Annotated in this window: 21 protein-coding genes; 16 read left to right on the plus strand and 5 right to left on the minus strand. The window is 65.7% G+C overall.

Features of this window, described 5'->3' with window-relative positions; translation table 11 throughout:
- Positions 1-71 precede the first annotated feature (71 nt).
- Positions 72-1,427: a 3-carboxy-cis,cis-muconate cycloisomerase gene (locus AC24YW_RS14965; protein ID WP_487483461.1), complete on the minus strand. Its 1,356-nt coding sequence runs from the start codon at positions 1,425-1,427 to the stop codon at positions 72-74.
- Positions 1,428-1,598: 171 nt separating this feature from the next.
- Between AC24YW_RS14965 and AC24YW_RS14970 the strand changes: the two genes are divergently transcribed.
- From AC24YW_RS14970 to AC24YW_RS15005, 8 genes are all read left to right on the plus strand, one after another.
- Positions 1,599-2,045 (plus strand): SRPBCC family protein, encoded by a 447-nt coding sequence (locus AC24YW_RS14970; protein ID WP_487483462.1) that lies wholly within the window; start codon positions 1,599-1,601, stop codon positions 2,043-2,045.
- 149 nt (positions 2,046-2,194) lie between these two features.
- A complete protein-coding gene (locus tag AC24YW_RS14975; protein WP_014494194.1) occupies positions 2,195-2,680 on the plus strand; it encodes a (2Fe-2S)-binding protein in 486 nt (161 codons plus the stop codon).
- A 27-nt stretch (positions 2,681-2,707) separates the two neighbouring features.
- Positions 2,708-3,514, plus strand: coding sequence for an FAD binding domain-containing protein (locus AC24YW_RS14980; protein WP_487483463.1), 807 nt, complete (start codon positions 2,708-2,710; stop codon positions 3,512-3,514).
- Between the two features lie 62 nt (positions 3,515-3,576).
- Entirely contained in the window at positions 3,577-4,500 is a 924-nt protein-coding gene (locus AC24YW_RS14985) for an AAA family ATPase (RefSeq protein ID WP_036027789.1), read from the plus strand.
- 145 nt (positions 4,501-4,645) lie between these two features.
- The gene (locus AC24YW_RS14990) at positions 4,646-5,848 is read left to right on the plus strand and encodes a vWA domain-containing protein (protein WP_487483464.1); all 1,203 of its coding nucleotides are present in this window, start codon (positions 4,646-4,648) and stop codon (positions 5,846-5,848) included.
- 10 nt (positions 5,849-5,858) lie between these two features.
- Positions 5,859-6,182, plus strand: coding sequence for an XdhC family protein (locus AC24YW_RS14995; protein ID WP_487483465.1), 324 nt, complete (start codon positions 5,859-5,861; stop codon positions 6,180-6,182).
- A gap of 2 nt (positions 6,183-6,184) precedes the next feature.
- On the plus strand, positions 6,185-6,886 hold the full coding sequence (locus tag AC24YW_RS15000) for an XdhC family protein (protein ID WP_487483466.1): 702 nt from the start codon (positions 6,185-6,187) through the stop codon (positions 6,884-6,886).
- Complete coding sequence (locus tag AC24YW_RS15005; RefSeq protein ID WP_487483467.1) at positions 6,883-8,487, plus strand: NTP transferase domain-containing protein; 1,605 nt, start codon at positions 6,883-6,885, stop codon at positions 8,485-8,487. Before AC24YW_RS15000 ends, AC24YW_RS15005 begins: the two co-directional genes overlap by 4 nt.
- 49 nt (positions 8,488-8,536) lie before the next feature.
- Here the strand turns inward: AC24YW_RS15005 and AC24YW_RS15010 are convergent, their stop codons facing one another.
- A complete protein-coding gene (locus AC24YW_RS15010) occupies positions 8,537-8,980 on the minus strand; it encodes an avidin/streptavidin family protein (protein WP_487483468.1) in 444 nt (147 codons plus the stop codon).
- A 231-nt stretch (positions 8,981-9,211) separates the two neighbouring features.
- Here AC24YW_RS15010 and AC24YW_RS15015 point away from each other — a divergent pair, with 231 nt between their 5' ends.
- From AC24YW_RS15015 to adhP, 3 genes are all read left to right on the plus strand, one after another.
- Positions 9,212-9,601, plus strand: a complete 390-nt coding sequence (locus tag AC24YW_RS15015; RefSeq protein ID WP_487483469.1) for a DUF4189 domain-containing protein — start codon at positions 9,212-9,214, stop codon at positions 9,599-9,601.
- A gap of 66 nt (positions 9,602-9,667) precedes the next feature.
- Entirely contained in the window at positions 9,668-10,078 is a 411-nt protein-coding gene (locus AC24YW_RS15020) for a DUF2000 family protein (protein ID WP_487483470.1), read from the plus strand.
- A gap of 141 nt (positions 10,079-10,219) precedes the next feature.
- Entirely contained in the window at positions 10,220-11,245 is a 1,026-nt protein-coding gene (gene adhP / locus AC24YW_RS15025) for an alcohol dehydrogenase AdhP (protein ID WP_487483471.1), read from the plus strand.
- 4 nt (positions 11,246-11,249) lie between these two features.
- On the opposite strand, the gene AC24YW_RS15030 is transcribed toward adhP, so the two are convergent.
- The 3 genes from AC24YW_RS15030 to AC24YW_RS15040 are packed head-to-tail and all read right to left on the minus strand — an operon-like array spanning position 11,250 to position 12,472.
- Positions 11,250-11,663: a GFA family protein gene (locus tag AC24YW_RS15030; protein ID WP_487483472.1), complete on the minus strand. Its 414-nt coding sequence runs from the start codon at positions 11,661-11,663 to the stop codon at positions 11,250-11,252.
- Between the two features lie 15 nt (positions 11,664-11,678).
- Positions 11,679-12,140 carry an SRPBCC family protein gene (locus AC24YW_RS15035; RefSeq protein ID WP_487483473.1) on the minus strand — a complete coding sequence of 154 codons (462 nt, stop codon included), beginning with the start codon at positions 12,138-12,140 and terminating at the stop codon, positions 11,679-11,681.
- Positions 12,137-12,472 (minus strand): ArsR/SmtB family transcription factor, encoded by a 336-nt coding sequence (locus tag AC24YW_RS15040; protein ID WP_487483474.1) that lies wholly within the window; start codon positions 12,470-12,472, stop codon positions 12,137-12,139. The genes AC24YW_RS15035 and AC24YW_RS15040 overlap by 4 nt, the downstream gene beginning before the upstream one ends.
- A gap of 98 nt (positions 12,473-12,570) precedes the next feature.
- On the opposite strand from AC24YW_RS15040, the gene AC24YW_RS15045 reads away from it, so the two are divergent.
- The 5 genes from AC24YW_RS15045 to AC24YW_RS15065 all read left to right on the plus strand — a co-directional run bounded on the left by AC24YW_RS15045 (position 12,571) and on the right by AC24YW_RS15065 (position 17,577).
- Entirely contained in the window at positions 12,571-13,266 is a 696-nt protein-coding gene (locus tag AC24YW_RS15045) for a TetR/AcrR family transcriptional regulator (protein ID WP_487483475.1), read from the plus strand.
- Positions 13,263-14,051, plus strand: a complete 789-nt coding sequence (locus tag AC24YW_RS15050) for an HlyD family secretion protein (protein WP_487483476.1) — start codon at positions 13,263-13,265, stop codon at positions 14,049-14,051. Before AC24YW_RS15045 ends, AC24YW_RS15050 begins: the two co-directional genes overlap by 4 nt.
- On the plus strand, positions 14,048-14,980 hold the full coding sequence (locus AC24YW_RS15055) for an ABC transporter ATP-binding protein (protein ID WP_487483477.1): 933 nt from the start codon (positions 14,048-14,050) through the stop codon (positions 14,978-14,980). Before AC24YW_RS15050 ends, AC24YW_RS15055 begins: the two co-directional genes overlap by 4 nt.
- A complete protein-coding gene (locus AC24YW_RS15060; RefSeq protein WP_487483478.1) occupies positions 14,977-16,140 on the plus strand; it encodes an ABC transporter permease in 1,164 nt (387 codons plus the stop codon). The genes AC24YW_RS15055 and AC24YW_RS15060 overlap by 4 nt, the downstream gene beginning before the upstream one ends.
- A gap of 129 nt (positions 16,141-16,269) precedes the next feature.
- Entirely contained in the window at positions 16,270-17,577 is a 1,308-nt protein-coding gene (locus AC24YW_RS15065) for an adenylate/guanylate cyclase domain-containing protein (RefSeq protein WP_487483479.1), read from the plus strand.
- Positions 17,578-17,601 lie beyond the last annotated feature (24 nt).

Raw genomic sequence — 17,601 nt, forward strand, 5'->3', positions numbered from 1 at the left:
TGACCCGCGCATCCATCTAAAAAAGAATCTTCCCTAAGTGATGGATTGCCGGGTCAAGCCCGGCAATGACATCAGGAGAGATCCAATGAATCCAGTAGCCGGTCGATCAGCGCCTGTGACGCCCCTTGATAGGCCATCGGCTCGAACAATGCCGTAATTTTTTCCGCCGAAAGGTGCGCGGTGACTTGCGAATCGGCGGACAGCACCTCGCGCAGATGCTTCTTCTCGGCGACCGCGCGCTTGCTCGCGGCTTCGACGAGATGATGTGCATCGCTCTTGCCGATGGCTTCGGCGAGCGCGAAGGTGACGGCCTCGGCCATGATCAGCCCGTGCGTCGCATCGAGATTGCTGCGCATGCGCGCCGTGTCGACCTCCAGACCCTCGGCGATGTCGACGACGGCCGCCAGCGCGCCCGATGTGACCAGCATCAATTGCGGCAGCGTCGGCCATTCCGCGTGCCAGGGACCGGCACTGCGCTCGTGGTCCTGCACCTGTGCGGCGAAGATCGTCGCGGCGAGCTGCGGGGCCATGGTCGCAGCGCCCAGCGCGCTCGCGGCGGCGACCGGGTTGCGCTTGTGCGGCATGGTCGAGGAGCCGCCGCGGCCTTCGCCGGCCGGCTCGAACGCTTCGGCGACGTCGGTCTGCATCAGCAGCGAGACGTCGCGCGCGATCTTGCCGCAGCTGCCGGCGAGAATGGCGAAGCACGATGCAGCCTCGGCGATGCGGTCGCGATGGGTATGCCAGGGCGCCTCGGGCAGCGGCAGATCGAGCTCCTGCGCCAGCCGTTCGGCCACCGCGAGCCCCTTGTCGCCGAGCGCAGCGAGCGTGCCGGCGGCGCCGCCGAATTGCAGCGCGAGGCCCTCGCGGGAGAGCCGCCGCAGGCGGCAGCGGGCGCGGGCAAGGCTCGAGGCGTATCCGGCGGCCTTCAGCCCGAACGGCATGGGCAGCGCGTGCTGGAGCCAGGTCCGCGCCACAATCGCGGTGTTGCGATGGCTGCGCGCCAGTGCGGCAAAGCCCTTGATGGCGCGGCTGAGGTCGGCATCCAGCGCCGCGATGCCGGCGCGAAGCATCAGCATGGTCGCGGTGTCGATGACGTCCTGGCTGGTCGCGCCCCAATGCACGTAGCGCGCCGCCTCCGCGTCGTTCCTGCCGACATGGGCGGTCAGCATCTTGACCAGGGGAATCGCGAGATTGCCCGATCGCATCGCGGCGTCGGCCAGTGCGGCCAGGTCGAAGCCATCGGCCTTGCAGGCCGCCTCGATCGGTCCGACCGCGGATGCCGGAATCACGGCGGTGGCCGCCTCGGCGCGTGCCAAGGCTGCCTCGAAATCGAGCATGTTCTGCAAGGTCGACCGGTCGTCGCAGACCACGCGCATGGCGGCGCCCGACAGCATCGGTGCGAGCAGGGGGGAGATGGATGTGCTCATGTTGCGCGCGACCTAATCATCATGGCCCGGCCCTGCCAACCCCCGCCGTCCGCACGCGTCATTTTGCAGTTGCGAATATGCATTGCACGTGACCGGGCGCCGGTCTTTCCTTTGCCGCTTCGCTGCGTTACTTGATCAGCACTATAGTTGCGCGATCCGGGAGGCACCCTCATGGCCATGACGATGAACGGCGAAGTCCAGCTTGCGGCGCCGCGCGAGGCCGTGTGGGCCAAGCTCAACGATCCCGAGGTGCTGAAGGCCTGCATCCCCGGCTGCGAGGAGCTGGAGAGGACCGACGACGGCGGCTTCCGCGCGACGGCGAAAATGAAGGTCGGCCCGGTGTCGGCACGCTTCAAGGGCAAGGTCACGCTGTCCGATCTCGACCCCCCGAACGGCTACAAGATTTCCGGTGAGGGCGAGGGCGGGGTGGCCGGATTCGCCAAGGGCGGCGCGGCGGTCAAGCTCACCGAGAAGGACGGCGGCACGCTGCTCTCCTACGACGTCGAGGCGCAGATCGGCGGCAAGTTGGCGCAGCTCGGCCAGCGCCTCATCAACGGTGCCGCCAAGAAGCTGGCCGACGAGTTTTTCGCGAACTTCGCCAAGGCCGTACAGAGCTGAAGGTCCAGTACCTTTAGGGTAGCGCCTTCGGCATGGCGCCTTGCGTCCGGGGCGATGTTGCCCCGGGGCATATTGGCCCATATGATGGGTTGGAATAACTATAAGAACCGCTTCGACGGGACCCGTCGGGGCGCTGACAGAGAGTGCTTATGGCAAAAATCTCCCTCATCGTGAACGGCAATCCAGTGACCGCCAACGTCGATCCCCGCACGCTCCTGGTGCAATTCCTGCGCGAGAATCTGCGGCTGACCGGCACCCATGTCGGCTGCGACACCTCGCAGTGCGGCGCCTGTGTCGTGCATCTCGACGGCAAGGCCGTGAAGTCCTGCACCACGCTTGCGGTGATGGCCGACGGTCACGAGGTCAAGACGATCGAGGGGCTGGCTGCCGACGGCGCGCCGCTGCATCCGATGCAGGAGGCCTTCCGCGAGCATCACGGCCTGCAGTGCGGCTTCTGCACGCCCGGCATGATCATGACCGCGATCGACATCGTGCACCGCAAGGGCCACGAACTGGACGACCACACCATTCGCGAGGAGCTCGAAGGCAATCTCTGCCGCTGCACGGGCTACCAGAACATCGTCGCCTCGATCTCCGCCGGCGCCAAGGCGATGGCCAAATCCGACCTCGCGTAACGCGCCTCCCGCGATCAGGACATACAGATGTACGAATTCAAATATCATCGCCCTGGGACCGTTCGCCAGGCGGCCAACCTCCTGGTGAAGAACGAGGACGCCAAGGTGATCGCCGGCGGCCACACGCTGATTCCCGTCATGAAGCAGCGCCTTGCGAGCCCCCCGCATCTGGTCGACCTCTCCCACATCGAGGGGCTCAATGCGATCGAGATGAAGGGCCGCTCGCTCGTGATCGGCGCCACCGCCAAGCATGCCGAGGTCGCGACCTCCGCCATCGTCGGTGAAGCCATTCCGGCGCTGGCGAATCTCGCGAGCCAGATCGGCGATCCCGCCGTGCGCCACAAGGGCACGATCGGCGGCTCGCTCGCCAACAACGATCCGACCGCCGATTATCCCGCCGCGGTGCTCGCGCTCGGGGCCACCATCGTCACCAACAAGCGCCGCCTCAAGGCGGAAGAGTTCTTCCAGGGCCTGTTCACGACCGCGCTCGAAGCCGATGAGATCATCACCAAGGTGATGTTCCCGCTGCCGAAGAAGGCTGCCTACATCAAGTTTCGCAATCAGGCTTCGCGCTACGCGCTGGTCGGCGTGTTCGTGGCCCGGCGTCCGTCGGACGTGCGCGTGGCCGTGACCGGTGCGGGATCCGAAGGCGTGTTCCGCGTCACCGCATTCGAGGAGGCCCTGAAGAAGCGCTTCGCCTCGAAGGCGCTGGAGGGCATCACGGTGCCAGCGGAAGGCCTCAACAGCGACATCCACGGCAGCGCCGAATACCGCGCGCATCTCATCGGCGTGCTGACCCGGCGCGCCGTCGATGCCGCCAATGCCAAGGAATGAGCCGACCTCATTCCTCGGTCCCAGACCTGTCCCCGGTGAGGGCGTAGCGAGACTGGCTTTCCATGACTTCAGCGGCCACTTCTTCCGGTGCTTTGCCGGCATCGGTCGATGCGATGCTCGAACTCCTGACGTCGCGCGGCTATCTCGCGGAGCGCTCGCTGGCGACGGTGACGTACCTGTCGCTGCGCATGGGCCGGCCGCTGTTCCTGGAGGGCGAGGCGGGCGTCGGCAAGACCGAGATCGCCAAGGTACTGTCGGCAGCCCTGGGGCGCAAGCTGATCCGCCTGCAGTGCTATGAAGGCCTCGACGTCTCCTCCGCGGTGTATGAATGGAACAGCGCGTCGCAGATGATCGCGATCCGGATGGCGGAAGCCGCGGGCGACACTGATCGCGATCAGCTTTCGAGCGATATCTTCGCCGACCGCTACATGATCAAGCGGCCGCTGCTCCAGGCGCTGGAGCCTGATGTCGCGGGACCGCCGGTGCTGCTGATCGACGAGCTCGACCGCGCCGACGAGGCGTTCGAAGCCTACCTGCTCGAGATCCTCAGTGACTTCCAGGTGACCATCCCCGAATTCGGCACCGTGAAGGCGCCGCACCCGCCGATCGTCATCATCACCTCCAACCGCACCCGCGAGATCCACGACGCGCTGAAGCGGCGCTGCCTCTATCACTGGGTCGACTATCCCGCCGCCGAGCGCGAGCTCGCGATCGTCAAGACGCGCGTGCCCGGCATCTCCGCCAAGCTGTCGCAGCAGGTCGTGCGCTTCGTGCAGGCGCTGCGCAACCAGGACTTCTACAAGTCGCCGGGCGTTGCCGAGACCATCGACTGGGCTACGGCGCTGTCGGAGCTCGATGCCCGCTCGCTGACCCCGCAAGTGGTCGGCGACACGCTGGGCGCGCTGCTCAAGTACCAGGATGACATCACCCGCATGCAGGGCGACACGCTGCAGAAGGTGCTGAAGGACGCGACGAGCGAGAATTGATCTCGCGCGCATCATAGCTGCTCCCGCATTCCGTCTCGCGCGTCCGCGCGAGCCCGGAATCCATCGGGCCGCAGAGTTGGTGGATGGATGGATTCCGGGCTCGCGCCAAGTGGCGCGCCCCGGAATGACGGAGCAAGGATAGACCATGGCCATCAACCACCTTGCCCCCGAAAAGACCGAGCAATTCGCCGACAACATCGTCGGCTTCGCCCGCGCCCTGCGTGCCGCCGGCCTGCCGGTCGGGCCGGGCGCGGTGATCGATGCCATGAGCGCGCTGCAGGTGATCGACATCGGCAACCGATCCGACGTCTTCACTACGCTGGAGGCGATCTTCGTCAAGCGTCACGAGCATGCGCTGATCTTCAGCCAGGCTTTCAACCTGTTCTTCCGCGCTTCGGAAGAATGGAAGCACATGCTGGATTCGGTGCCGCTGCCGGACGAGGCCAAGAAGAAGCCGCAGGCCGGCGCCCGCCGCGTCCAGGAGGCGATGTCGCAGCCGCGCATGACCGAGACGCCGCAGCACCAGGAGCAGGATTTGCGCCTGTCGGTCTCCGACAAGGAAATCCTGCAGAAGAAGGATTTTGCGCAGATGAGCGCGACGGAGATCGCCGAGGCGCTCCGTGCCATCGAGCGGATGAGGTTGCCGCAGGCCGAGCTCTTGACGCGCCGGCGCCGGCCCGATGCCCGCGGCCTGCGCCTCGACCTCCGCCGGACGCTGCGCGCATCTTTACGCACCGGCGGCGACATCATCGACATCCATCGCCTCGGGCGCATCGAGAAGCCGGCGCCGATCGTGGCGCTGCTCGACATCTCGGGCTCGATGAGCGAATACACCCGCTTGTTCCTGCATTTCCTGCATGCCATCACGGATGCCCGAAAGCGCGTCTCGGTGTTCCTGTTCGGCACGCGCCTCACCAATGTCAGCCGTGCGCTGCGCCAGCGCGACCCGGACGAGGCGCTGGCGAGCTGCTCGGCCTCGGTCGAGGACTGGGCCGGCGGCACCCGCATCTCGGCCTCGCTGCATAACTTCAACAAATTGTGGGCGCGCCGCGTGTTGAGCCAGGGCGCCATCGTGCTCCTGATCTCCGACGGGCTGGAACGGGAGGCCGATTCCAAGCTCGCCTTCGAGATGGACCGGCTGCACCGGTCCTGCCGGCGGCTGATCTGGCTGAACCCGCTGTTGCGGTACGGGGGCTTCGAGGCCAAGGCGCAGGGCATCAAAATGATGCTCCCCCACGTTGACGAATTCCGCCCGGTACATAATTTGAGTTCGATCCAGGAGCTGATCACGACGCTCTCCCAGCCGCTGCCGCCGCATCACCGCAGCCTGATCCGCTCCGCAGCTTGAGAGGCCAGCCATGCTCGATCGCGACGAGGACATTCTGAAGGCGGCGGAGGACTGGCAGAAGGCCGGCCGTGGTGTCGCGCTGGCGACGGTTGTCGAGACCTGGGGCTCGGCGCCGCGCCCCGCGGGCTCCAGCCTCGTCATCAACGACGAAGGCACGTTCCTGGGGTCCGTGTCCGGCGGCTGCGTCGAGGGCGCGGTGGTCACGGAGGCCATGGATGTGATCCAGAGCGGCACGCCGAAGATGCTGGAGTTCGGCGTCGCCGACGAGACCGCCTGGAACGTCGGGCTGTCCTGCGGCGGCACCATCCGCGTCTTTGTCGAGAAGGTCGGCTAGCCGTGAAGCTCGACATCCTGCACGAACTCAATGCCGAGCGCGCCGCGCGCCGCCCGGTCATCCTGGTGACCGACACCGAGAGCGGCGAGCAGCGCCTGGTGAAGGCGAAGGATTTCGCCAAGGATCCGCTGCGGGCCGAGCTGGAAAAGCAGCTTCGCATGGGCAAGAGCGCCAGTGTCGAGGCCGGCGGCAAGAAGCTGTTTCTCAACGTCTACGCCCCAACGGCAAAGCTGGTCATCATCGGCGCGGTCCATATCAGCCAGGCCTTGGCGCCGCTGGCGCGCTCGCTCGGCTATGACGTCACCGTGGTCGATCCGCGCACGGCCTTTGCCAGCCCCGAGCGCTTTCCCGACATTCCGCTGATCGCCGAATGGCCCGACACGGCGCTGCCGCCGCTCAATGTCGATGCCTACACCGCCTTCGTCGCGGTGACTCATGATCCCAAGATCGACGACCCCGCGCTGCTGCACGCCTTCGAGCGCAATTGCTTCTACATCGGCGCGCTCGGCTCGCGAAAGACGCATGCCAAGCGTGGCGACCGGTTGCGGGCGCAGGGCGCCAGGGAAAGCGACATCGCGCGCATCCACGCGCCCATTGGGCTGGCGATCGGCGCGGTCTCGCCCTCCGAGATCGCGGTGGCGATCATGGCCGAGATCACCGCCGTGCTTCGGCTGCCTCCCAAGGAAAAAGAAGAAGCGGCATGAAGTTCGGCCCGGCGAGCCCGAGGGATGCGATCGGCGGGGTGACCGTCCACACCCTGCGCCAGGGATCGCTGGTGCTGAAGAAGGGCACGACGATCGGACCTGCCGAGGTCGAACAGCTCGAGCGCGCCGGCATCAAGGACATCGTCGTGGTGCGGATGGAGGCGGGCGACGTCTCCGAGGACGCTGCGGCCGCCAGCATCGCGCTCGCCATCGGCGGCGAGGGCATCCATGTCGAGCGCGCGTTCACCGGCCGCGCCAATCTGTTCGCCGCGCGAGCGGGCGTGCTGGTGATCGATCGCGCCGCGGTCGACCGCATCAACAACATCGACGAAGCCATCACCTTTGCGACGCTCGCCGCCTACAAGCCGGTGGTCGAGGGCGAGATGGTCGGCACCGTCAAGATCATCCCGTTCGGCGTCGAGGCGAGCTTGCGCGATGCCGCGGTGAAGGCGGCCGGCAAGGACGTGTTGAAGGTCGCGCCTTACGTGATCAAACGCGTCGGCGTGGTCTCGACGCTGCTGCCGGGCCTGTCCGCCAAGGTGATCGACAAGACCCTGCGCGTCACCGCCGAACGGCTGGCGCCGGCCGGCGCCAACATCATTGCCGAGCGCCGGGTCCCGCACGAGGAGCAGGCGCTGTCGGCCGCGATCAAGGAATTGCTCGGCCTCGGCGCCGAGCTCGTGATCGTGTTCGGTGCCTCCGCGATCGCCGATCGCCGCGACGTGATTCCGGCGGCGGTGACCGGGATCGGCGGCGAGATCGAGCATTTCGGCATGCCGGTCGACCCCGGCAATCTCCTGCTGATCGCGCGGGCCGGCGAGGTACCGGTGCTGGGCGCGCCCGGCTGCGCGCGCTCGCCGGTCGAGAACGGTTTCGACTGGGTCTTGATGCGGCTTCTCGCCGGCATCAAGGTGACGCGGTCCGAGCTGATGGGCATGGGCGTCGGCGGCCTCTTGATGGAGATCGTGACGCGGCCGCAGCCGCGCGCCAAGCCGGAGACCGACGGCAACCGCCAGGTCGCGGCCATCGTGCTCGCGGCGGGTCGCTCGACCCGGATGGGCGGGCCGAACAAGCTGCTCGCCGAGCTCGACGGCAAGAAGCTGGTGCGTCTCGCCACCGAGCAGGCGCTGGCCTCCAGGGCATCCGAGGTGATCGTCGTCACCGGTCATCAGGCCGAGCTGGTCGAGCAGGCGCTGCAAGGCCTGAAGGTGACATTCGTCCGCAATCCGGACTTCGCCGGCGGCATCGCCAGTTCTGTGAAGGCCGGCATCGCGGCCGTGCCCGAGACCTGCGACGGCGCCGTGGTGTGTCTCGGCGACATGCCGCTGATCGACGCCGGCCTGATCGATAAGCTCATCGACGGTTTTGCACCGGACCGCGGCAATCTCATCGTCGTGCCCGTCAGCGAGGGCCGCCGCGGCAACCCCGTGCTGTGGTCGCGCCGCTTCTTCAAGGAGCTGATGACGCTCGACGGTGACGTCGGCGCGCGGCATCTCATCGCCAAGCACACCGAGGCCGTCGCCGAGGTGCCGGTGGACGGCGAGAGCGCCTTCCTCGACATCGACACGCCGCAGGCGCTGGAGGCGGCACGGCGGGGGTGACTTCGCGCAGCCGCGAGCTGTCCATCCTGCGCACCACCTTGCCGCTCGCCTACTTTTTCGTGTTCGACAACTTCTCCGTGGCAGCCTTCAGGTCGATGCCGCTCTTCGTCAGCAGGGCCTTGTCGCCGCTGTTGAACGTAAAGGTATCGGCGCCGGCACTAATGCCGTTCCATGCGACGGCCTCAGCGAGGGAGAGATACCACAGTCCCTGGAATCCGGATGAGTTGTTGAGCTGCCCGGTCCAGACAGTGGTCGAGCCGCAGTTGAGGAAATTCACCGAGAAGCTGATCGCAGTGCCGGTGTTGCCGTAGGCCAGCCAGCCCGTCACGCCCTGCGGCTTGCCCTCATCGCAGCTGTTCGCGGCGTTGTTGGTGTAGGTCCCCGTGATCGCGCCGGTGTTCGAATTGAAGCTGGTGATGGCCAGGGTCGAGCCGTACTGATTGCTCCACGTCCAGTTCACCGATTGCGCATGCGCCGATCCGATCAGGCCCATCGATGCGATTATTCCAAAGAGCATTCCATTGATTCGATGCATGGCGGTTCCTCCGGCGCTTTGCTTGGCGCTTCCAGCTGAAACCACCTTAAATGACGCTGTTTGAAATTACAACTAAAAGATGTATATGGTCGCTCATTCGTCAATCCGGCTTTCAACCCCCCGTTCACCATCTGGAAACGACCGCCGCTTAGAGTTGCCGCCACCTGCCTTGGGGGGAGGGGTTTTTCCATGGCTTCGAACGTCGTCGCGCGCCGTTGCGCGATGTTTTTCTTTGCGCTGTCCGTTTGCGTCGCCGGCGCTCGCCACATCACGGATGCGCACGCCGCCGGCGCCTTTGCGGTCGGCAAGTGCGGCGCTTATGGCCAGGCCTATGATTATGGCCACGAGCACGAGGCCCGCGCCGCGGCGCAGAAGCAATGCAAGGGCGATTGCACCACCGTCACGATGAAGCGCGCCTGCGCCGCGATGTCGGTCGATCTCGCCAATCCCTGCGGTGCCTATGGCTACGCCGTCAAGCCGAAGATCTCGACCTCGCTCAATGCCGCTACGCGCGAATGCTACAAATACGGCGGCAAGGAATGCGTGATCCGCGCCTGGGCCTGCGACGCCAAGGGGTGATTTCCTCTTGCTGTCGTAATGGGGCGTTGCGTAGCATCGCCTCGGCAATGACAGTGGAAGGCATACATGCAGTTCGACACCAAGATCGCGGTCGTGATCCGCACCGATCTTCAAGCCTGGCAGAAGCTCAACGTCGCCTCCTTCCTCACCAGCGGCATCGCCGCGGCCTTTCCGGAATGCATCGGCGAAGCCTATGAGGACGCCTCGGGTACGAAGTATCACGCGCTGATCGGCCAGCCGATCCTGATCTACGGCGCCGATGGTCCGGCGCTGTCGCGCGCGCTGGACCGCGCGCTCAGTCGCAACGTCAAGGCGGCGGTCTATACCGAGGACATGTTCAAGACCACGCATGATGCCGCCAACCGCGAGGTGGTGAGGGCGGTTGCGCGCACCGAGCTCAACCTCGTCGGCATTGCGATGCGCGCCGAACGCAAGGCGATCGACAAGATCGTCGACGGCCTCAAGTTCCATAGCTGACAGGTCGAGAGCGCCGCGCGGCGTCATCGCAGTGTCATGATGGACCTGCCCCTTGCGCAAACTTTGTGCTGTTTGACGCCCGTCAAAAGCAAGGCCGCCGGCATCGCTAGTCTGCCCAGCATATCGCAAAGGAGCAGAGCGATGCCGACCATGAAAGCCGCAATCGTCAAGCAATTCGGCAAGCCGCTGGTGATCGAGGACGTGCCGGTGCCGCAGCCCGGTCCGGGCGAGGTTCTGGTCAAGGTCAAGGCCTGCGGCGTCTGTCACACCGATCTGCATGCCGCCTCCGGCGATTGGCCGGTGAAGCCGGTGCCGCCTTTCATCCCCGGCCATGAAGCCGCCGGCATCGTCGCCGCGCTCGGGCCCGGCGTGAAGAATCTGAAAGTCGGCGATGCCGTCGGCGTCGCCTGGCTGCACGACGCCTGCATGTCGTGCGAATATTGCGAGACCGGCTGGGAGACGCTGTGCGAGCACCAGCACAACACCGGCTACAGCGTGAATGGCGGCTTTGCCGAATATGTCATCGCCTCGGCCGCCTTCGCCGCCAAGCTGCCGGCGACGATCGATTTCGCGGCCGTCGCGCCGATCCTCTGCGCCGGGGTCACCACCTACAAGGGATTGAAGGAAACCGAGGCCAAGCCCGGCGAGTGGGTCGTGATCTCCGGCATCGGCGGGCTCGGCCATGTCGCGATCCAGTACGCCAAGGCGATGGGGCTGAAGGTTGTCGGCATCGACATCGCCGAAGACAAGCTTCAGCTTGCTCGCGAGACCGGCGCCGATCTCGCCGTGAACGCGCTTGCGGCCAATGCGGTGGACAAGGTGCTGGCGGCGACGGGCGGCGGCGCCCACGGCGTGCTGGTGACGGCGGTCTCGACGCCGGCCTTCGCGCAGGCGCTCAAGATGGTGCGGCGCAAGGGCACCGTCAGCCTTGTCGGCCTGCCGCCGGGCGAATTCCCGACGCCGATCTTCGACGTCGTGCTCAAGCGTATCACCGTGCGCGGCTCCATCGTCGGCACGAGGCGTGACCTCGACGAAGCCATCGCATTTGCCGCCGACGGCAAGGTCAAGGCCGAGGTGACCAAGGTGCCGCTCGCAGGGATCAACGACGTCTTCGACCGGATGAAGGCCGGCAGGATCGACGGCCGCATGGTGCTGGATTTTAGCTAAAGCCCTAACCCGGCGGCATGCCTTCGAACTTCGGCAGGGTGGGGTCGAGGTGATCCCAGCTATGCCCACGCGCCGCATAGGTGACCGCTTGCGGCGTGTAGCGGGCAGGCTCGTCAAGACTTGCGGCGCGGATGGTGAAGATGTCCGGCATCGCGGCGAAGGTGAGGTAGATCGGCACGCCGCATTGCGGACAGAAGCCGCGCGTCTTCACCTTGCCGCTGTCGGCGACCATGTCCCAGTGCCTGGCATCGCCCGTCAGCGTGACGCCGGCGCGCGCGAAGGTGGCGTACGAGCCATGGCCGCTGCCGCTTTCCCGCTGGCAGTCCCGGCACTGGCAGTGATTGCTGAAGAGGGGCTCCCCTTCAATCGAATAGCGGATCGCGCCGCAGGCGCAGCCGCCGGTATAGGGCTTCTCCATCGTGATATCTCCCGCTCAACCTTCGCCGCTGATCTCATCGAGCTGGCGCACGACCTTCTTCCAGCCGCCGCTCATCACCGTGTAGGCCGACTCGTTCCTGGGCAGGACGAAGCCCGCATGGACGAGGCGGATCCGCGTGCCGGCTTCCACCGGGGTGAGGGACCAGGTCACGAGGGTGTCGAGCGGGGCGCCATAGCCGGTGTTGCGCTCGTCGCCGCCCTTCCAGGCGTAGACGAGGCGCCTGAAAGCCACGACCTCCAGAACCCGGCAATGGATCACGCCGTCCCAGTTGCCGCCCGGTTTGGTCTGGAAGGTGAAGGCCTTGCCTTCGACGGCTTCGAAGCCGGTCGGCTGCATCAGCCAGCGCCCGATCAGCTGCGCGCTGGTCAGCGCCTTCCAGATCGTCTCCGCTGTGTGAGGGAAGACCTCGTCGATGACGATGTCTCTCGTGTCGGCTTTCAACGCGGCAGCATTCACGGGTCGATCTCCTTCAAGAGGTCACGCAGGTTCTGGAAACGCTCGCGCCAGAAGACGCCGTAATGGTCCATCCAGCTGACCAGCGGCTCCAGTCCCTGCGGCGCGGCGCGGTAATAGACGTTGCGGCCCTCGGCGCGCTCGGCGACGAGGCCCGCCTGCTTCAACGACTTCAGGTGCTGCGAGACGGCTCCCTGCGTGACGCCGCTGCCGCGCGTCAGCTCGGCGACGCTGATCTCCTTGCTCTCGAACACGCGCTCGAACACGGCGCGGCGGGTCGGATCGGCAAGGGCGCGCATCACGGTGGTGACGGGATTTGGAGCGGCTTCAATCATGAGATCAAATTAGCAAGTACTAATGCATTAGTCAACACTAATTCGTTTGGCGCTTTATTGCTCTTGACTTTGACTGACTAGTCAGTCATATATATCGAATGACGAAGAAGTCGACCAAAATCGCCTCGCCCTCTGCGGCTCCCGCCCTCGCAAACGGCCCTGCGGCTGCAGGCCCCGACGCGGCGCCTGCCTCGAACCGCGCCACGCGCGCGGCAGAGCGGCGAGCGGCGATCGTGGAGGCGGCGATGGAGGAGTTCATCGCGCGCGGCTTTGCCGCCACCAGGCTCGACGACATCGCCAAGCGCGCCGGCGTCGCCAAGGGCACCATCTACCTGCACTTCAAGGACAAGGAATCGATGTTCGAGGAGCTGGTGCGCATCGTCATCGTTCCCGTGGTCGCACGGCTGACCACGCTGCCCCCGCCGGCGGGCTCGGTGCGCGACCTCATCGAGACGTTTGCCGGCAACTTCCTGAAGGAAGTGATCGGAACGAGGCGCGGCGATCTGGTGCGCCTGATCGTGGCGGAGGGGCCGCGCTTTCCGTCGGTCGCCGACTTCTACTACCGCGAGGTGGTCTCGCGCGGGATCACCGCCATGCGCGCGCTGATCGAGCTCGGCATCGCGCGCGGCGAGATCCGGCAGAAGGATCTCGCGCGCTATCCGCAGATCCTGGTCGCGCCGGCGATGATCGCCGTGATCTGGCAGAGCCTGTTTGCGCGGCATGCGCCGCTCGACGCGCAGGAGATGCTGCGCGTTCATCTCGATTTGATTTTTGGCGAACGGAGGACGACATGAGGTCGTCGCAACCAATTTCTGTCTTGGCATTGCTCGCTGTGCTCGCAACCGGGCTTGCCGGGTGCAAGGAGAAGCGCGATCCCGGCTTCCAGGGCTGGGTCGAGGCCGACATGATCTTCGTCAGTCCGGATGAAGCCGGGCGCGTCACCAAGCTGAACGTCCGTGAAGGCGACGAGGTCAAGGTCGGCGATCACCTCTATTCCGTCGATGACGATCTCCAGCTTGCCGACCTCAACCAGCAGAAGGCGACGCTCGCGAACGCGCAGCAGACCTATGACCGTGCGGCCTCGCTGAACAAGACCGGTTCTGGCACGCAGGCCAATCTCGATTCCGCCGTGTCCGCCTTGCGCGTCGCGGAGGCGCGGGTGGCGACCTCGGAGACGCGGATGGCGCGGCGCAAGGGCTTTGCGCCGGTCGCCGGCACCATCCAGCAGATCTATTTCCGCGAAGGCGAGATGGTGGCGGCGCAGCGGCCGGTGCTCTCGATCATGCCGCCCGGCAACATGAAGCTGCGTTTCTTCGTGCCGCAGACCGAGTTGCCGAAGCTCGCGATCGGCGACACGGTGGGTGTCTCCTGCGACAATTGCGCCGCCGACCTCACCGCCAAGATCTATTTCATCGCGACCTCGGCCGAATACACGCCGCCCGTCATCTACAGCCTCGAAGAGCGCAACAAGCTGGTCTATCTGATCCAGGCGCGACCCTCGCGGCCCGATGCCTTGCGGGTCGGACAGCCGATCGATGTCTACCTTCATCCGAAGACACCGGTGGCGGACAAGCGATGAGCAACGGCAACGGCATCGCGATCGACGTCAAAGGCCTGACCAAGTCGTTCGGCGGCCGCGAGGTCGTGCACGATCTGTCGATGCAGGTGAAGCGCGGCTCGATCTACGGCTTCCTCGGTCCCAACGGCTCGGGCAAGACCACCACCATCCGCATCCTGTGCGGGCTGCTGACGCCCGACAGCGGCGAGGGCACCTGTCTCGGCTACGACATCCGCCGCGACGCCGAGAAGATCAAGCGCCAGGTCGGCTACATGACCCAGCGCTTCAGCCTGTACCAGGATCTCTCGGTGCGCGAGAACCTCGAATTCGTGGCGCGGCTCTATGGTCTCGCTGACGCGCGCGGCGCCGCGCGCGATATGATCAAGCGGCTCGGGCTCTCCGGGCGCGAGGAGCAACTGGCGGGCCAGCTGTCCGGCGGCTGGAAGCAGCGGCTGGCGCTCGGAGCCTGCACGCTGCCCAATCCACAATTGTTGCTGCTGGACGAGCCGACCGCCGGCGTCGATCCCAAGGCACGGCGCGATTTCTGGAACGAGATCCATGCGCTCGCGGCCGAGGGTCTCACGGTGCTGGTCTCGACCCATTACATGGACGAGGCCGAGCGCTGCCACGAGATCGCCTATATCGCCTATGGTTACCTGCTGGCGCACGGCACCGTGGAGGAGGTGATCGCGAAATCCGCGCTGACGACCTATACCGTCACGGGCGAAGACCTGAACGAGCTCGGCGCTGCGCTCACGGGCAAGCCCGGCATAGACATGGTGGCGCCGTTCGGCACTTCGCTGCATGTTTCCGGCCGCGACGTCCCGGCGCTCGAAGCCAGCATCGCGCCCTGGCGCGACAAGGGCGGACTGCACTGGCAGAAGTCCAAGCCCTCGCTCGAAGACGTGTTCATCGAGCTGATGGGACGCTCCAAGGACAATTTCCAATGAGCGCAGTCGACCATCCTGCACCACGGCGCGACATCCGCGAGCGCTTCGGCTTCCTGCGGCGTTCCTACGCGATGCTGGTCAAGGAGTTCATCCAGCTGAGGCGCGACCGCGTCTCGTTCGCGATGATCGTGATGCTGCCGGTGATGCAGTTGATGCTGTTCGGCTATGCCATCAACACCACGCCGCGTCATCTGCCGAGCGCGGTGCTGCTTCAGGAGGATTCCGATCTCGCCCGCTCGGTGCTGAAGGCGCTGGAGAACACCAAGTATTTCCGCTTCCTCTACGAGGTTCACGACGTCGACGATTTCGACAACCTCCTGAAATCCGGCAAGGTGCTGTTCGGGGTCGAGATCCCGCGCGGCTTCGAGCGGGCGGTACGGCGCGGCGACAGGCCGGCGCTGCTGGTCGCGGCCGATGCCACCGACCCCGTCGCCGCAAGCGCGGCGCTGGGCTCGCTCGGCATGGTCGTCCAGACGGCGCTCGCGCATGATCTCTATATCGGCGAGCCCCCGGAGATGCCGTTCGAGATCCGCGCCCATGCCCGCTACAATCCGGCCGCGAATTCCAGCCTCAACATCGTGCCCGGCCTCGTCGGCACCATCCTCACCATGACCATGCTGATCTTCACCGCGCTCTCGGTCACGCGCGAGGTCGAGCGCGGCACCATGGAGAGCCTGCTGTCGATGCCGATCAGGCCGGTCGAGGTGATGTTCGGCAAGATCATCCCCTACGTACTGGTCGGCTTCGTCCAGGCCTTCCTGATCATCAGCATCGGCGTCGGCCTGTTCGGCGTGCCCGTGCTCGGCAATCTCGTGCTGCTGGCGCTGCTGTCGACGCTGTTCATTACCACCAATCTGGCGATCGGCTACACCATCTCGACGCTGGTGCAGAACCAGCTCCAGGCCATGCAGATGTCGATGATGTTCTTCCTGCCGAGCATTCTGCTCTCGGGCTTCATGTTCCCGTTCGCAGGGATGCCGGCCTGGGCGCAATATCTCGGCGAATGCCTGCCGCTGACCCATTATTTGCGAATCGTCCGCGCCATCATGCTGAAGGGCGCGACCATGCAGAATTTGCATTTCGACGCGCTGGCGCTGGCGGCCCTGATGCTGCTCGCCATGACCGTCGCCGTGACGCGCTTCCGCCGTACGCTGGATTGAGGCAAGATGTCCTCGATGTCATTCCGGGGATCGCGTAGCGTGAAGTATGGTACGCAATTGCGTACCATAGAATCTCGCGGTTCCGGGTTCGATGCTGTCGCATCGCCCCGGAACGACCCGGGGGGGATGATGGCCAAGCTTGCGAGCAGGAAAGCGCGGCAGCATGCCGTCTTGTCGGAGGATTTCGAGCGCGAGCTGACGCGGGAGGTGATGCGCACCGAGCTGTTGCGGGTGCGGGCGCTGATCGCGACGGGTTGCGTCATGATGCTGCTGCTCACCGCGATCTATCTGATCGACCCCAGCGTCGTGAACCGGGTGTGGCGCGGAACGGAGGGGATTGTCGAGGTCTACGGCCTCCTCGGTGGCTTCATCCTGTTCGAGGTCTGGGTCCACACCCAGATCAGAAAGAACCTCCGGCTCGATCGCGATCTGCCGGTGGTCAGGCGCTATATCGGCACCCTGATCGAGACGTCGCTGCCCACGGTGATCCTGATCCTGCAGACCCGGACCATGGGCCCGAGCCAGGCTCTCGGCTTTGCGGTGCCGCTGATGTACTTCATCTTCGTCATCCTCTCGACCCTGCGGCTCGACTTCTGGCTCTCGGCCTTCACAGGCTTGGTCGCTGCCGCCGGGCTTCTGTCGGTCGCGCTGTACTACAACGCGACTGATGAAGCCGGCGATCCCCTGATCTATTTCCACGCCGTGCGCAGCATCGTGATCCTGATCTGTGGCGTGCTGGCGGGTGCCGTCGGCGCTCAGTTGCGCCGCCAGTTCGCCGCGAGCATCGCGGCGGCGACCGCACGCGACCGCGTGACGAACCTGTTCGGCCAGCACGTCTCCCCGCAGGTGGTGGAGCGGCTGATGACGGCAGGCACCGGCGGAGGCGGTGACGTCCGCCGCGTCGCGGTGATGTTCGTCGATTTTCGCGGCTTCACCGCCGGCGCGCAATCGCGCAGCCCGCAGGAGGTGGTCGACCGGCTCGACGGCGCCTTTGCCGTGCTGGTGGATATCCTCGACAGGCACGGCGGCATCGTCAACAAGTTCCTGGGCGATGGCTTTCTCGCCCTGTTCGGCGCGCCGCTGGAAGCCTCCGACGCCGCGCAGCGTGCGGTTGCCGCCGGGCGCGAGATGCTGACCGCGATGGACCGCATCAATGCGCAGACAAGCTGGCCGCTGCGGATCGGCATCGGCATCCATTTCGGCGAGGTCGTCGCCGGCAATATCGGCTCGCCCCGGCGCAAGGAATACACGGTCATCGGCGATACCGTGAACTTCGCCTCGCGGCTTGAGGCGCTGAACAAGGATTTCGGCTCGCAGCTCCTGATCTCCGCGTCCGTACGCGAGGCGCTCGGCGACGACGGCAGCGATGCCGTCGCGCTCGGCGAGGTCGAGGTGCGCGGCTACGAGCAGAAGGTGCCGGTGTTTCAGCTGGGGTAACGTCTCTTCAACGGCGAGTCGCAT

It is taken from the genome of Bradyrhizobium sp. USDA3516, from assembly GCF_057651995.1.

Bases quoted from the DNA above. Each gene is read 5' to 3' on its own strand.
- AC24YW_RS14985 (WP_036027789.1), top strand. From the start codon at position 3,577: ATGACTTCAGCGGCCACTTCTTCCGGTGCTTTGCCGGCATCGGTCGAT.
- AC24YW_RS15015 (WP_487483469.1), top strand. From the start codon at position 9,212: ATGGCTTCGAACGTCGTCGCGCGCCGTTGCGCGATGTTTTTCTTTGCG.
- AC24YW_RS15020 (WP_487483470.1), top strand. From the start codon at position 9,668: ATGCAGTTCGACACCAAGATCGCGGTCGTGATCCGCACCGATCTTCAA.
- AC24YW_RS15065 (WP_487483479.1), top strand. From the start codon at position 16,270: ATGGCCAAGCTTGCGAGCAGGAAAGCGCGGCAGCATGCCGTCTTGTCG.
- AC24YW_RS15060 (WP_487483478.1), top strand. From the start codon at position 14,977: ATGAGCGCAGTCGACCATCCTGCACCACGGCGCGACATCCGCGAGCGC.
- AC24YW_RS14990 (WP_487483464.1), top strand. From the start codon at position 4,646: ATGGCCATCAACCACCTTGCCCCCGAAAAGACCGAGCAATTCGCCGAC.
- AC24YW_RS14965 (WP_487483461.1), bottom strand. From the start codon at position 1,427: ATGAGCACATCCATCTCCCCCCTGCTCGCACCGATGCTGTCGGGCGCC.
- AC24YW_RS15050 (WP_487483476.1), top strand. From the start codon at position 13,263: ATGAGGTCGTCGCAACCAATTTCTGTCTTGGCATTGCTCGCTGTGCTC.
- AC24YW_RS15030 (WP_487483472.1), bottom strand. From the start codon at position 11,663: ATGGAGAAGCCCTATACCGGCGGCTGCGCCTGCGGCGCGATCCGCTAT.
- AC24YW_RS14995 (WP_487483465.1), top strand. From the start codon at position 5,859: ATGCTCGATCGCGACGAGGACATTCTGAAGGCGGCGGAGGACTGGCAG.
- AC24YW_RS14970 (WP_487483462.1), top strand. From the start codon at position 1,599: ATGGCCATGACGATGAACGGCGAAGTCCAGCTTGCGGCGCCGCGCGAG.
- AC24YW_RS15005 (WP_487483467.1), top strand. From the start codon at position 6,883: ATGAAGTTCGGCCCGGCGAGCCCGAGGGATGCGATCGGCGGGGTGACC.
- AC24YW_RS15040 (WP_487483474.1), bottom strand. From the start codon at position 12,472: ATGATTGAAGCCGCTCCAAATCCCGTCACCACCGTGATGCGCGCCCTT.
- AC24YW_RS15010 (WP_487483468.1), bottom strand. From the start codon at position 8,980: ATGGGCCTGATCGGATCGGCGCATGCGCAATCGGTGAACTGGACGTGG.
- AC24YW_RS15055 (WP_487483477.1), top strand. From the start codon at position 14,048: ATGAGCAACGGCAACGGCATCGCGATCGACGTCAAAGGCCTGACCAAG.
- AC24YW_RS15045 (WP_487483475.1), top strand. From the start codon at position 12,571: ATGACGAAGAAGTCGACCAAAATCGCCTCGCCCTCTGCGGCTCCCGCC.
- AC24YW_RS14980 (WP_487483463.1), top strand. From the start codon at position 2,708: ATGTACGAATTCAAATATCATCGCCCTGGGACCGTTCGCCAGGCGGCC.
- adhP (WP_487483471.1), top strand. From the start codon at position 10,220: ATGCCGACCATGAAAGCCGCAATCGTCAAGCAATTCGGCAAGCCGCTG.
- AC24YW_RS14975 (WP_014494194.1), top strand. From the start codon at position 2,195: ATGGCAAAAATCTCCCTCATCGTGAACGGCAATCCAGTGACCGCCAAC.